Annotated in this window: 11 protein-coding genes and 2 pseudogenes; 9 read left to right on the forward strand and 4 right to left on the reverse strand. The window is 72.3% G+C overall.

The window, feature by feature from the left end; translation table 11 throughout:
* Window positions 1-16: 16 nt before the first annotated feature.
* Both J7E94_RS11300 and J7E94_RS11305 read right to left on the reverse strand, forming a co-directional pair.
* Window positions 17-676 (reverse strand): DUF2278 family protein, encoded by a 660-nt coding sequence (locus J7E94_RS11300; RefSeq protein ID WP_215014588.1) that lies wholly within the window; start codon window positions 674-676, stop codon window positions 17-19.
* Window positions 677-685: 9 nt separating this feature from the next.
* The gene (locus tag J7E94_RS11305; RefSeq protein WP_215014590.1) at window positions 686-1,771 is read right to left on the reverse strand and encodes a cation diffusion facilitator family transporter; all 1,086 of its coding nucleotides are present in this window, start codon (window positions 1,769-1,771) and stop codon (window positions 686-688) included.
* A 154-nt stretch (window positions 1,772-1,925) separates the two neighbouring features.
* Between J7E94_RS11305 and J7E94_RS11310 the strand changes: the two genes are divergently transcribed.
* The 3 genes and pseudogenes from J7E94_RS11310 (at window position 1,926) to J7E94_RS11320 (ending at window position 3,812) form a co-directional block, all read left to right on the forward strand.
* Window positions 1,926-2,468 (forward strand): FABP family protein, encoded by a 543-nt coding sequence (locus J7E94_RS11310; RefSeq protein ID WP_215014592.1) that lies wholly within the window; start codon window positions 1,926-1,928, stop codon window positions 2,466-2,468.
* 119 nt (window positions 2,469-2,587) lie between these two features.
* Window positions 2,588-2,653, forward strand: a pseudogene (locus J7E94_RS34405) (hypothetical protein); the annotation flags it as partial.
* A gap of 379 nt (window positions 2,654-3,032) precedes the next feature.
* Complete coding sequence (locus J7E94_RS11320) at window positions 3,033-3,812, forward strand: 3-hydroxybutyrate dehydrogenase (RefSeq protein ID WP_251056501.1); 780 nt, start codon at window positions 3,033-3,035, stop codon at window positions 3,810-3,812.
* Here J7E94_RS11320 and J7E94_RS11325 read toward each other — a convergent pair.
* On the reverse strand, window positions 3,806-6,127 hold the full coding sequence (locus J7E94_RS11325) for a family 20 glycosylhydrolase (protein ID WP_215014594.1): 2,322 nt from the start codon (window positions 6,125-6,127) through the stop codon (window positions 3,806-3,808). The genes J7E94_RS11320 and J7E94_RS11325 overlap by 7 nt on opposite strands.
* A 346-nt stretch (window positions 6,128-6,473) precedes the next feature.
* Between J7E94_RS11325 and J7E94_RS11330 the strand changes: the two genes are divergently transcribed.
* From J7E94_RS11330 to J7E94_RS11345, 4 genes are all read left to right on the forward strand, one after another.
* On the forward strand, window positions 6,474-7,583 hold the full coding sequence (locus J7E94_RS11330) for a mechanosensitive ion channel family protein (protein ID WP_215014596.1): 1,110 nt from the start codon (window positions 6,474-6,476) through the stop codon (window positions 7,581-7,583).
* A gap of 11 nt (window positions 7,584-7,594) precedes the next feature.
* Window positions 7,595-7,897: a DUF1876 domain-containing protein gene (locus J7E94_RS11335; RefSeq protein WP_215014598.1), complete on the forward strand. Its 303-nt coding sequence runs from the start codon at window positions 7,595-7,597 to the stop codon at window positions 7,895-7,897.
* A gap of 474 nt (window positions 7,898-8,371) precedes the next feature.
* Window positions 8,372-10,024 carry a carbohydrate binding domain-containing protein gene (locus tag J7E94_RS11340; RefSeq protein WP_215014848.1) on the forward strand — a complete coding sequence of 551 codons (1,653 nt, stop codon included), beginning with the start codon at window positions 8,372-8,374 and terminating at the stop codon, window positions 10,022-10,024.
* A 160-nt stretch (window positions 10,025-10,184) separates the two neighbouring features.
* On the forward strand, window positions 10,185-11,882 hold the full coding sequence (locus J7E94_RS11345; protein ID WP_215014600.1) for a serine/threonine-protein kinase: 1,698 nt from the start codon (window positions 10,185-10,187) through the stop codon (window positions 11,880-11,882).
* 26 nt (window positions 11,883-11,908) lie between these two features.
* On the opposite strand, the pseudogene J7E94_RS34410 reads toward J7E94_RS11345, so the two are convergent.
* Window positions 11,909-12,139 (reverse strand): annotated as a pseudogene (locus J7E94_RS34410) (hypothetical protein); the annotation flags it as partial.
* A gap of 338 nt (window positions 12,140-12,477) precedes the next feature.
* Here J7E94_RS34410 and J7E94_RS11350 point away from each other — a divergent pair.
* On the forward strand, window positions 12,478-13,014 hold the full coding sequence (locus J7E94_RS11350; RefSeq protein WP_215014601.1) for a (2Fe-2S)-binding protein: 537 nt from the start codon (window positions 12,478-12,480) through the stop codon (window positions 13,012-13,014).
* Window positions 13,011-14,003, forward strand: coding sequence for a xanthine dehydrogenase family protein subunit M (locus tag J7E94_RS11355; RefSeq protein ID WP_215014603.1), 993 nt, complete (start codon window positions 13,011-13,013; stop codon window positions 14,001-14,003). The genes J7E94_RS11350 and J7E94_RS11355 overlap by 4 nt, the downstream gene beginning before the upstream one ends.
* The last annotated feature ends 21 nt before the right edge of the window (window positions 14,004-14,024 follow it).

The raw sequence follows: 14,024 nt of genomic DNA on the forward strand, positions 1-14,024 counted from the left end.
ACCTAACAAAGCCCTACTAGGCAGGGTGGCCGGCGCCGTCGGTGTGGTCGGCCTGGGTGGAGAACTTGTTGAGGAAGACGTCGTACCGCCCGTCGGGACGCCGGGTGAGGGTGGCGCCGTCCTGCCAGACGCCGTTGTCGTCCCACCACTGGCTGCCGTACGGATCGCCCTGGTTCTGGTGGATGTTGTGCATGCCGAGGCCGGCGTCGAACGGCTCACCGAAGACCATGATCGGACGGCCCGGCAGAAGGATGCCCTCAAGGGCCTGGGTGGCTTCGAGGGTGGATCCCGAGATCCACGGCCGGGGCGGGTTCAGCCGGGCCAGGAGGCGCTCGAGCCAGGCCGGCGGGCGGCGTACGGACAGGCAGCCGGAGCGGTCCGCGAAAGCGGGATGCCGGAGGTAGTCGATGGCGCCCGAGCCCGAGGTCATCGACAGCTCGTGGAACCCGGGCGCGAGCGTGGACGCCGGTTCGAGGACCGAGGCGGCCAGCGTGAACACCTTCCACTGGACGCCGGTGGCGGACTGCTTGCTGTCCACGTCGACGGCGCACCGGTAGCGCCCGGCGGGCGCGTCGACTTCGAGGTTGACGTGGAACCAGCGCCCTTGGGAGTCGGGCTGGTCGCGAAAGTGCCGGTGCAGCGTTCCTGACAGCACTCCGTAGGCTTCGAGCGGCATGCCGTCCAGTCAATCACCTGATGTGGGCGCGGGGCCGTGACTCGCCGGAAGGTCCGCCTCGGCGGCCTGGTGGGCGAGCGGGGGGTGGTCGGTGTGGACCGTGGCCGCCATCAGCCGCGGGACGGCGTGGATCAGGGCGTGCTCGGCGGCCTCGGCCAGCTCGTGTGCCTGCACGACCGTGAGGTGGGGGGCGACGACGATGTCCGCTTCGGCGCGCAGGGTGTGGCCGATCCAGCGCATGCGGACCTGCCCGGTGCCCAGTACGCCGTCGACGGCGCGCAGTGCGGACTCCGCCGTGTCGACGAGGGCGGGGTCCACTGAGTCCATCAGGCGGCGGCAGACCTCGCGGGCGGCGTCCCCCAGCACCAGCAGGATGGCGAGGGTGATCAGCAGGCCGACGACCGGATCGGCGGCCCGCAGGCCCAGGGCCGCACCACCGGCGCCGAGCAGGACGGCCAGGGAGGTGAACCCGTCGGTACGGGCGTGCAGTCCGTCGGCGACGAGCGCGGCGGAGCCGATCCGGCGGCCGGTCCGGATGCGGTAGCGGGCGACCCACTCGTTGCCCGCGAACCCGATCAGGGCGGCCGCGCAGACCGCCCCCAGATGGGTGACCTCACGGGGGTGCAGCAGCCGGTCGACGGCCACGTAGGCGGCAGCGGCGCCGGAGGCCGCGATGGTCGCCACGATGACGATGCCGGCCAGGTCCTCGGAGCGGCCGTAGCCATACGTGTAGCGGCGGTTGGCAGCCCGCCGCCCGAGGTGGAACGCGATCCCGAGCGGGACGGCGGTCAGGGCGTCGGCGGCGTTGTGGATCGTGTCGCCCAGCAGCGCCACCGACCCCGAAAGGCCGACGATCACGGCCTGGAGGAGGGCGGTCAGGGCGAGGACGGCCAGGGAGATCCACAGCGTGCGCATGCCCTCGCGGGACGTCTCCATCGCCGCGTCGACCTTGTCGGCCGCGACGTGGCTGTGGGGCATGGACGCGTGGCGGTGGCCGTGGGTGTGGGGGGCGGGGTCGCGGGAGTTGTCGTGGGAGTTGTCGCGGGAGTTGTCGTGGGAGTTGTCGTCGGTGTGCGGGTGTCGATTCCCCTCCATACGACCCACCGTGGCATACGGATCCGATTGCGGCTATCACCGTCATACGCCCTGTGGCCAGGTGCGATGCGCTCGCAAGTACGCCGGTGGAGCAGCATGCGGCGACGCGCTAGGCTTCGCGCCGCGCGGCAGAGGCAAACAGGCAGGGAGAACAGTGTTCGAGTCGGTGCAGGAGAATCCGTACCCCGACAGCCACATCCTCGGCGAGGGGCCGGATCCGCATCCGCTGCTCAAGCCGGTGCTGCCGCTGCTGGGACGCTGGCACGGCCGTGGGCAGGGCCAGTACCCGACCTTGGAGCGGGATTTCCGGTACGAGCAGGAGGTCACCTTCAGCCACGACGGCCGCCCCTTCCTGCGGTACGAGGCCCGCGCGTGGCTGATCGACGAATCCGGGGCGCCCGTGCGGCCGGCGGGGCGTGAGGCGGGGTGGTGGCGGGTGACGCCCGACGCGTCGCTGGAGGTGGTGCTCGCGCACCCCACCGGCATCGTCGAGACCTACGTCGGACGCGTGTCCGGTACGGAGATCGAGATCGAGACCAAGGACGTGGCGCTGACGCCCTTGGCCAAGGAGGTCACCGCCACCCGGCGCCATTACGCCCTGCGCGCGGGTGAGATGACGGTGACCCACGACATGGCCGCCGTCGGCCGGCCCCTGCAGCACCACCTGACGACGCATCTGCGCCTGCGCGCGTCCTGAGGGGAGGGAGCCAGCAGCTCGTGGTGTCGCCCGCCCCGACGTGACATCCTGCTTCCGTGCGTGTACTCATCGTGACGGCAGGGTCCTGGGGCGACGTCGCGCCCTACACCGGGCTGGGGGTGCGGCTGCGTTGCGCGGGCCACGACGTGGCGATCGCCACGCACACCCGCTTCCAGGAGGCGGTGACCGCCCACGGGCTGGGTTTTCGCGGGCTGCCCGTCGACCCGCGTGAGGAGCTGGCCTCCGCGGCCGGGCAGGGGCTGGCCAAGGCGGTCAGCCCGCCGGTGGCCATGGCGCGGCTGATCCGCATGGCGCGGGAGTTCATGCCCCGGCTCACGCGGGGCCGTCGGCACCCCGTCCCTGGCGGTGCGTGCGCGCGACCTCGCCTCCGAGCTCGCGGGGGAAGACGGCGCGGCGCGGGTCCTCACGGCCCTGGAGCGGCTCGGGTAGGGCTGCCTGCCGCCGGACCTGCTGCGCGTATGGCGGCCCCTGCCATGGGCCGGCCCCGGACTGTGGTGTCCGCGCACGTGGGCCGCCGGGGCGTGCGTCTCTTAGGTTCCGGTCATGACGAGCGAACTTCACGTGGATCCCGCCGCGCCGCTGGACCTGTCCGGTCGCCCCGCGCTGGTGACCGGGGGCGGCAGCGGCATCGGGCGGGCGTGCGCGCGGGCGCTGGCCGCGGCGGGGGCTCTCGTGCACGTGGCCGACATCGACGCCGGTGCGGCCGAGGACGTCGCGAAGGCCGTCGGCGGCCGTGCGCACGTCGTGGACCTGGCCGATGCCGAGGCGGTCCGTTCGCTGCCCGCCGAGGTGGACATCCTGGTCAACAGTGCCGGGCTGCAGCACGTGGCGGCGATCGAGGACTTCCCGCCGGACCGCTTCGAGCTGATCCAGCGGGTGATGGTCACCGCGCCGTTCCTGCTGCTCCGGCAGTGCCTGCCGCACATGTACGCGGGCGGCTGGGGGCGGGTGGTGAACATCTCCAGCGTGCACGGACTGCGCGCCAGCGCCTTCAAATCCGCGTACGTGGCCGCCAAGCACGGGCTGGAGGGCCTGAGCAAGGTCGCCGCCGTCGAGGGCGCCGCGCACGGGGTGACCAGCAACTGCGTCAACCCGGGCTACGTCCGCACTCCGCTGGTCGAGCGCCAGATCGGCTCACAGGCCGAGGCCCACGGCATCGCGCCCGAGGACGTCGTGGCCGACGTGCTGCTGAAGCGCTCGGCGATCAAGCGGCTGATCGAGCCGGAGGAGGTGGCGGCGGTCGCGCTGTGGCTCTGCGGCCCGCACACCGGCTACGTCACCGGCTCGTCCATCCCCCTCGACGGCGGGTGGGGCGCTCACTGAGGATCGCTGATCTGCCACAGCTGATACGTCGAGCCGTCGGCCGGCTGCTGGGTGACCAGGGCTCCGTCCGCGCCGGAGGCGGTGCTCAGCTGGAGGGCGCTCTTCTTGTTGGTCACCGCGTAGCCGCCGGGGCCGGAGCCCGCTCCGGTGATCTTCCAGCGTTGGCTGTCGCCGCCGGTGCACGTCGCCTGGACCATGGCCGCGCCCGCTGCGGTGGAACCGCCCACGACATCGGCACACAGCTTGGAGGAGCCGTTGACCAGGGTGTAGGCGCCGTCGCTGTTGAGGGTCAGCTGCCACTGCTGGTTGGCGCCGCCGTGCGGTGCCCAGGTGATCAGCTGGGTGCCGGACGTGGTGGAGCTCGCCGGGTCGTCGAGCGCCTTGCCGGCCGCGGTCAGGGTGCGAGTGCCGCTCAGCTGGCCGCCGTACGCCTCGACTTCGTACAGCGAGTATCCGTAGGAGGTGCCCCGCTGGGTGCCGTGGACGCGGAGGTGGCGGCCCGACCCGGTCAGGCCGGTCAGGTCCTGGACTCCGCCGGTTCCGGTGGTGGTGGAGTAGACGGTGCGCCAGGTGGCGGCGTCGTCGGAGAGCTGGATCTGGAAGGACTTCCCGTACGCCGCCTCCCAGCGCAGGACCACGCGGCTGATGCTCTGGGTGGAGCCGAGGTCGACCTGCAGCCATTGCGGGTCGCTGTAGGCGCTGGACCAGCGGGTGCCGGGGTCGCCGTCGGTGGCCGAGGCCGCCGGGAAGTCGGCCGTCTCGGTGCTGGAGGCGGTGGTCGGGCGGCCCAGGGCCAGGTTGCCGGGCCGGCCGAGGCCTGGCCAGGCGGGGTTGTGGCCGACGGCCGAGGCGATCGGGGTGAAGGCGGCGTAGGCCGCCGCCAACTTGGGCGACCCCCAGGCCTGTTGGGCCAGTGCGCGCAGCGGGTACATGATGCCGGCCGCGATCTGCGCCTCGGTCTCGGCGGTGGGGTTGTCGCACCAGACGTGGATCACCGAGCCGGGGTTCTTCGCGGGGTCGGACAGGGTGGTGCCGCCCTCGAAGCGGTCCGCGGTCCAGGTCTCGTACATCCACTTGGTGTCGGGCTTCGCGCCCCCGAGCACGTAATAGGTGGGGGTCCAGGACTCGTTGGCGACGAGGTGTCCGGCGTCGGCCAGCTGCTGGGGTGTGAGGCCGTAGGTGTACCAGTACTCGACGATGATGCCGGGGTGGGGGCGGAGCGTCCCGTCGCCGGACTTGATGCCGTCGTTCCACATGCGGGTGGTCTTGCCGCCTGCCCGCACCAGGTCGTCCGCCCAGTTGACGAACCCGTAGTAGGTGTCCTTGGCGGTGGCGTTCGCGCCGTAGTGGGCGCGGGCGTAGCTGAGCAGCTGCGGGTACTTGGCGTAGTCGGTGACGTATTCGTCGGCGCCGATGTGCCAGTACGGGGCCGGGAACAGCGGCAGGTACTCGTTGACCAGATCCTTGATCAGGGTGTACGAGGCGGGGAGCGAGAGGTCGATGAAGTCGGGGCTGACCGCGCCCGAGCTGCTCTTGAGCTTGAGTTCGGGGTGGGCGGCGAGCACCGCGTTCATGTGCCCGGGGGTGTCGATCTCCGGGACGATGGTGACGTGGTACTTGCGGCCGAGCTCGACCAGGTCGGCGATGTCCTGCTTGGAGTAGTGGTCGGTGGAGACGATCTCCGGGTGGGTGGAGCTCTCCAGGCGGAACCCGTAGGTGTCCGACAGGTGGAAGTGGAAGTAGTTGAGCTTGAGGTAGGCCAGCTCCTTGATGTGCTGCTTGAGCCAGTCGACGGTGAAGAACTTCCGCCCCTGGTCGACCATGAGCCCGCGCTCCGCCTTGGCGGGCCAGTCCACCGCCGTGCCGGCCGGCACCGAGGCGGACTGGTGCAGGAGCTGGAGGACGCTGCGGGTGCCGTTGAAGGCGCCGGTGTCCGTTCCGGCCCGGATGGTGAGGGCTCCGGCGACGGTCATCCGGTAGCCCTCGGCGGGGAGGCCCGGGTCGCCGAGGCTGAGCCCGATGTCGCCGGCGACGGGGGTCCCGGTGACGACGGCGACGCTGCGCCCGGCCAGATCGCCCAGGTCCTGTGCGAACGTGGCTGCCTCGTCGGCGAGCTGGGCTGAGTAGGCGGGGTCGACGACGACGCGGGTGCCGGCGGTGAAGGTGTACGTACCGGTACCGGCCGTCCATTGGCGCAGCGCCGGCACGGTCTGCGGTGGACCGGCGGCCGCCTGGGCGGGCCCGGCGGCGACACCGGGTAAGGCCAGTGCGAACACCGCGCAGGCGGTGGCGATCAGCGAGCGGAGCAGACGCATGGCTGCCTCCAGTGCCGGGTATGGCCGGGCGGGGCGTGCGGGGGCACCAGTGCAGCGCAGCACCGACTTCATGTCAATAGATGCTCGAAACCCCGCCGCCACACGCATGAACGCGCAGGATTTCGGTCAGGTGCCGTGGCCGAGCACCTCCTGTCACCGGCCCACCTGCGGCGCGTCCCGGTCCATGGGGCAGGATGGCAGCCCGATTCGAGTCGTACACACATACGCCCGAACGGGGCTCAGCACAGCGCGATCTGACAGGTGACAAGGTGACGACACAGCACATACGGCGGCCGGCGACGACCCCCGCCGGATCCCCGGCCCTCCGCTGCTCGGAGGGGATCCTTTGAGCCGGGACCTCGTCCTGCACGACTGGGTGGTGGCCGCCATCGCGCTCGCCGCGGGTCTCGCGGCCGGGCTGCTGCTGCGCGCCGTCCTGCGGTGGCTGGGCAAGCACGCGAGCCGGACGGCGTGGAGCGGGGACGACGTCATCGTCGACGCGCTGCGCACGGTCGCGCCCTGGGGAGCCGTCATCGGCGGCGCCGCCGTCGCGGCCTCGGCGCTGCCGCTCACCTCGCGGGTGACGGACGTGGTGAACCGTTCACTGACCGCCCTGCTCGTGCTCATCGCGACGGTCACCGCGGCCAGGGTCGTCGCGGGGCTCGTGCAGTCCCTGGCGCAGTCCCGTACGGGAGTGGCCGGATCGGCCACCATCTTCGTCAACATCACGCGGATCGTCGTGCTCACCATGGGCGTGCTCGTCGCGCTCGAGACCATCGGCGTGTCCATCGCCCCGCTGCTCACCGCCCTCGGAGTGGGCGGTCTCGCGGTCGCCCTGGCGCTCCAGGACACCCTCGCGAACCTCTTCGCGGGGGTGCACATCCTCGCCTCGAAGACGGTGCAGCCCGGGGACTACATCCGGCTCAGCGGCGGCGAGGAGGGGTACGTCGTGGACATCAACTGGCGCAACACCGTCGTGCGCAACCTGTCGAACAACCTGGTGATCATCCCCAACGGGCGGCTCGCGCGGACGAACATGACCAACTTCACCCAGCCGGAACAGCAGCTGTCGATACTCGTCCAGGTGGGCGTCGGCTACGAGAGCGACCTCGAGCACGTCGAGCGGGTGACCCTCGACGTGGTCGACAGCGTGATGGCCGACGTCACGGGCGGCGTCGCCGATCATCAGGCCGCCGTCCGCTTCCACACGTTCGCGGACTCACGGATCAACTTCACCGTGATCCTCGGGGTGGGCGAGTTCAGCGACCAGTACCGGATCAAGCACGAGTTCATCAAGCGCCTGCACCAGCGGTACCGGACCGAGGGCATCTCCATCCCGGCCCCCACCCGGACGGTGTCGGTCCAGCCGCCGGCCGCTGCACCGGTCCCGCACCAGCGCGACGCGGCGCACGGGGGGATCCTGGAAGCAGCCGGCAACAGAGGAACCGGGGTGTGAGGAGGCGCGCGATGACACACGCCGAGGAATGGACAGTGGGCGTCCACCTGACCGAGGAGGACGGCACGACCAAGGCCCGGGCGGTGCTCGACACCGGAAAGACGACGATGGTCGGCCGCGGCAAGGCGCGCTGCAACCCCCAGGACGTGCAGATCCCCGCGATCGGTGACGAGCTGGCGGCGAGCCGGGCGATGCGGGACCTGGCGGGCCGGCTGATGCGCGCCGCGGACCGGGACCTGGCGGCGGTGGGCGCCGTGCCGGAGCAGCCGCGCACCGGGTACGGCTGGCCGGAGGACCTGGGGGCGGCCCAGTAGGGCGCGGAGGGGATTACGGATGGCGCCCGACGGCTGACTCAGAGCAGCGTCGGGCGCGCCCGTCGGCACACCCAGCCCCTGCGGCGTTTGCGGAGCAGGGGGGGGCGGAGCCGCAGATCCTGCGCCCGGTCCGGCGTTTGAGGGCCGGGTCCGGGCAGAGCCCGGGGGCGTGAAATTCCGCCCCGTCGAGGCGATTGGTCCAGACCTATTGACGGCGGGTGATCCGGAGGAATAGGTTCCCGGCGAAAGACCGGTCGCGGCGCCACGTTCCCCTTAATTTCCCGGTATTCGGGGTGCACAGAGGCGTCGTCCGTGCGCGCCTGCGCATGCGCACCCGCTGAGCACGAGGTCACCGAGTCCGCGTTCCGCGCTGCCTTCCTCTCCCCCCACGGAGGCACTTCCTTGCGTACCCGTACCCGTACCCGTACCCGTACCCGTACCCGTGCTCGCAGCCGTACTCACACCCTCACCCGCCTGGCCGGCGGCCTCGGCGCCGCCGTCCTCGGCGCGGCGGCCGTGCTGACCGCTCCCGGCGCGGCGTTCGGCGCCAACCTCCTCACCAACGGCGACTTCGAGTCGGGCACACTGACCGGCTGGTCCTGTACCGGAGGCCTGGGCTCGGTCGTGAGCTCGCCCGTCCACAGCGGCGGCAAGGCGCTGGCCGGCGCGGCCAGTTCCAACGACAACGCCAAGTGCACCCAGACCGTGTCCGTGCAGCCCAACACCACGTACACGCTGTCGAGTTGGGTCCGGGGCACCTACGTGTACCTCGGCGTCACCGGCGGCGCCTCCACCTGGACCCCGGCCGCGGCCGGCTACTCCAAGCTCACCGTCTCCTTCACCACCGGCGCTTCCCAGACCAGCGCCGAGATCTACCTCAACGGCTGGTACGGACAGGGCACTTACCACGCCGACGACATCAGCCTGGACGGCCCCGGCGGCGGCAACACCGACACCACCGCCCCGACCGCGCCCGGCGGCCTCACTTCCACCGGCAAGACCGCCTCCACCGTCTCGCTGTCCTGGGCGGCCTCCACCGACAACGTCGGCGTCACCGGCTACGACGTCTACCAGGGCGGCGCCAAGGTGGCCACATCCACCACCACCAGCGCGACGGTCACCGGCCTCGCCGCCAACACCGCGTACGCCTTCACCGTCCGCGCCCGTGACCTGGCGGGCAACACCTCCGCCGCGTCCGCGTCCCTCACGGTCACCACCGACGCCACGACCACTCCCCCGACCGGCTTCAAGCAGGCCGCCCCCTACCTCTACCTCGGCTGGGGCAACCCGCCGAGCGCGACGACGGTGATGAACGCGACCGGCGCCAAGTGGTTCACCATGGCGTTCATCCTCTCCTCCGGCGGCTGCAACCCGGCCTGGGACGGCCAGCGCGCCCTCACCGGCGGCATCGACCAGAGCATCATCAACGCGATCCGGGCGGCCGGCGGCGACATCGTCCCGTCCATCGGCGGCTGGCAGGGCAACAAGCTCGGCCCGAACTGCGCCACCCCCGAGGCCCTGGCTGGCGCCTACCAGAAGGTCATCGACGCCTACGGACTCAAGGCCATCGATGTCGACATCGAGAACACGGACGAGTTCGAGAACGCCGCGGTCCAGGACCGGATCCTGGGCGCCCTCAAGATCGTCAAGCAGAACAACCCCGGCCTGAAGACCATCCTCACCTTCGGCACCGGCACCACCGGCCCGACCTCGTGGGGCAACCGCCTGATCGAGCAGGCGAAGGCGCTGAACGCCGGCATCGACGTCTTCACCATCATGCCGTTCGACTTCGGCAACGCCTCCACCGACATGTACGCCAGTACCGTCAGTGCCACCGAGGGCCTCAAGGCCAAGCTCACGTCCACCTTCGGCTGGGACGACGCCACCGCCTACGCGCACATCGGCATCTCCGGAATGAACGGTGTCAGCGACACCCAGGAGACCACCACCGTCCAGAACTGGACCGACATCCGCAACTGGGCCAACTCCCACCACATCGCCCGCCTCGCCTTCTGGTCCGTCAACCGCGACCGCGGCTGCCCGGGCGGCGGTCTCCAGGAAACCTGCTCCGGCATCGCCCAGAGCGACTGGCAGTTCACCTCCCTCACGGCCGGCTTCACCGGCTGAACCGGGCCGGCGGAGGCGGGGCGCCCCTGCGAAGGACGCCCCGCCTCCGCCGCGCGCGGGCGCCCGGCACCGGGCGGCGCAACCTCTCCGTGATCAAGCCTCTACTCTGGTGCCCTTCAAGTGGTGGGTGTCGACGAGTGGTTCTGGAACGGAGCGTGCGGTGCCAGCGGGCGAAGCGAAGGACGGCGAACTGATCGGCACGTCACTCGGGGGGCGTTACCGGGTGACCTCGACGATCGGCCGCGGCGGCATGGGAGTCGTCGCGCGGGCGGTCGACGAACAACTGGGCCGCGAGGTCGCCGTCAAGATCCTGCGTGCCTTCACCGACGCCTCCGCACCCGAACTGGCCGACCTGCGGACCCGGATGCGGCGGGAGGCGCAGGCTGCCGCCCGCATCCGGCACAGCGGCGTGGTCACCGTGCACGACGTGACCGAGGAGGCGGGCCTGCCGGTCATCGTCATGGAACTCGTCGACGGCCCCTCGCTCGACGACGTCCTGACGCAACGCGGTCCGCTGGAGCCTCGCGAGGCCGCGGCGATCGGTGCCAAACTGATGGACGCTCTCGACGCCGCGCATCAGGCCGGCGTCCTGCACCGGGACGTCAAGCCGGGAAACGTGCTGCTGGAGCGGGGCGGCCGGGTCGTACTCACCGACTTCGGCATCGCCACCATGGACTCGGCCGGCGACGAAGCCATGGCCAAGCTGACCCGCAGCGGTGAAATCATAGGCTCGATGGACTACTTGCCGCCGGAGCGCGCACAGGGGCAGGAGCCCGGCCCCGCGTCCGACATCTGGTCGCTGGGCATGACGCTGTACGCCGCGGTCGAGGGCACTTCGCCGTTCCGGCGCACCTCCGTGTGGTCCACCCTCTCCGCGATCGTCACCGAGCCGCTGCCCGCGCCGCGGCGGGCGGGGCCGCTCGCACCGGTGCTCCAGGCACTGATGGCGAAGGAGCCGCGGCTGCGGCCCACCGCCGACCGGGCGCGGGCGATGCTGGAGCAGGTGGCCGCGGGCGGGGTCGTGGACCTCGCGCCACCGGCCACCGCGCCGGCCGTCACCCCGTCGGCCACCACCGCGCCGGCCGTCACCCCGCCGGCTCCCGCCGGCCCGTCCTTCACCCCGCCGGCCCCCGCCCCCGGTTTCGGCCCGCCGCCCGCGGCCGGGGCGGGTGCCGTGCCGTTCCACCCGCCCTACCCGCAGCCGCCGCACCCCGGTTACGCGCCTCCCGGCCGGCCGCCCACCCGCAGCGAGCACACCGCGTTGTCGCCCACCGGCCCCGCCGGGCGCCGGAACCGTACCGTCATCGCTGCGGTCGCCGCGGGTGTCGTCCTTGCCGTGGGCGGTGTCGCGTACGCTTTGACCGGCGAGCACGGCGGCGGCGGCGGTGGCCGGGCGCAGGCGTCGACCCCCAGGGCCGGCTCACCGGCGGACAGTGGCCGGCCCGGCAGTCCCCCGAAAATCGCGTCCTCCCCCTCCGCCACCGCGGCTTCCCCGGGGAAGCCGTCCGCGTCCCCCTCCCGGAAGCCGGGCGCGACGGCGTCCCCGACCGGCTCCACGACGGCCAAGCCCAGCCCGGTGTCCACGAGTTGCACCGGCTGGAGCCACCGGGACCCGGCTCCGGGCAGCTACGGCTTCATGTCCGGCGACTACCACCTGGAAACCGGGCCGTACCAGACCTGCCCCGCGGTGACCCTGGCCAAGTCCGGCACCAAGCTCTGGTACCACTGCTACATCGTCAACGCCTACGGGAACAAGTGGACTTACGTACGCGTGGAAGGCACGAACACCACGGGATGGATGTCCAATGACAACCTCACCCGCCAGAAGGGCCCGTCAACCCCTTGCTCCACTCCATGACCGCCCCCGGCGACCGGTAGCCATGTGAGGCAAGGTCCGGCGGCCCCGATCTGCCCCGGCCCGTTCAGGACGTACACGCGCAGGTTGCCCTGGCCGGGGGCGGGGACGCTCAGGGTGCCGTTGCCGACCGTCTTCACGTCACCGGTGACGGCATCCCTGTAGGTGCCGTTGGGGATGCCGGTGTAGGTCGCCCCGTGGGTGACCGCGACGAGCGCGAAGCTGTCGATGCCGCTCGCGGGGTCGGTGTAGCGGCGCTCTACGGGCGGCGCGGCGGGCGGCGCGGCGGGCGGCGCGGCGGGCGGCACGGCGGGCGGCACGGCGGGCGGCGCGGCTACGGGCAGCGCGGGTGCCTCCTGGCCCCCGGCGCGGCTGGCCCGCCACCGCGAGACGGTGATCGAATCCGTCCGCCGCCTGATCCGGCCGCCGCTGTCGGCGGGCTCCTAGGCCAGGGCTAGGCAAGGGCTGGGGCCGGCCGACCACGCCGCCGGCGCCGCACCGCCGGCGTACCCACTTGTCCCACACGTGAGGTGTGAGATCCGCCCCGACGGGTTATCCGAGGGGAGGTACATCCACATTCCGCGACAAAGGGGCAGCAGTGGCGCATCCAACCCCGGAGATCCGCTCCCGTGTGGGGCTGCAGGTGAACGGCGAGCCGTACGAGCTCGACGTGGACCACCGGGTCACACTCCTGGACCTGCTGCGGGAGCACCTCGGCCTGACCGGCACCAAGAAGGGCTGTGACCACGGGCAGTGCGGCGCCTGCACCGTCCTGGTCGGCGGGCGGCGCGCCAACAGCTGCCTGCTGTTCGCCGTCGCCCACGACGGGGCCCAGGTCACCACCGTGGAAGGCCTGGGCGACGACACGCGGGGGCCGCACCCCTTGCAGGAGGCCTTCCTGGAACGGGACGCCTTCCAGTGCGGCTACTGCACACCCGGCCAGCTCTGCTCCGCCGTCGGCCTGCTCGCCGAGGCCGCCGCCGATCCCTCGGCCGCGGACCTCAGCCGCGACGGGATCGCCGAGGGGATGAGCGGCAACCTGTGCCGCTGCGGGGCCTACCCCCGCATCGTGGACGCCGTCCGGGACGTGGCGGCGGCCTCCGGGGACACCGCCTCGGCCCAGGTGGTCGCGTGAAGCCGTTCGCGTACGTGCGCGCCGCCGGCCTCCCGGAGGCCATCGCCGCCCACGGCGCGCGGCCCGGCTCCCGCTACCTCGGCGGCGGCACCAACCTCGTGGACCTCATGAAGCTCGGGGTCGAGGCCCCCGACACCGTCGTCGATCTCACCGGGCTGCCGCTCGGCACCGTCGAGGAGACCCCGGACGGCGGCCTGCGCATCGGCTCGGGGGTCCGCAACAGCGACCTCGCGCTCCATCCCCTCGTCCGCACCCGCTACCCCGCCCTGTCCCAGGCCCTGCTGGCCGGCGCCTCGGCCCAGTTGCGCAATGTCGCCACCACCGGGGGCAACCTGCTCCAGCGCACCCGCTGCCCCTACTTCCAGGACGTGGCCGCACCCTGCAACAAGCGGGAGCCCGGCACCGGCTGCGGCGCCCGCGACGGAGTCCACCGCGACCACGCCGTCCTCGGCCACTCCGCGCAGTGCATCGCCACCCACCCGTCCGACATGGCCGTGGCGCTCGCCGCGCTCGACGCGGCCGTCGAGCTCCGGGGCCCGAACGGCGCCCGTACCGTACCGGCGACCGCGTTCCACCGGCTGCCGGGCGAGCACCCCGAACAGGACACCGTCGTGGAGCCCGGCGAGATCGTCACCGCGGTCACGCTGCCGCCGGAGCGCGCCGGCCTGCCCTCGCGCTACCGCAAGGCCCGCGACCGCGCCTCGTACGCCTTCGCGCTCGCCTCGGTCGCCGCCGTGCTCGACATCGCCGAAGGCCGCGTACGCCATGTCGCGCTCGCCTTCGGCGGGCTGGCCCACCGGCCGTGGCGCGCCGGCACCGCCGAGGAACGGCTGCTGGGCGCCGCCCCCACCGAGAGTGCCGTACGGGAGGCCGTCGAGGCCGAGCTCGACCGGGCGGAGCCGCTGCGCGACAACGCCTTCAAGGTGCCCCTCGCCCGCAATCTCGCCTGCGACGTGCTCGGCTCGCTCGTACGCGGCGCCCGCTCCTGAACGTCGCTCCGCCCCACCCCG

It is taken from the genome of Streptomyces sp. ISL-94 (assembly GCF_018614075.1).
Classification (GTDB): domain Bacteria; phylum Actinomycetota; class Actinomycetes; order Streptomycetales; family Streptomycetaceae; genus Streptomyces.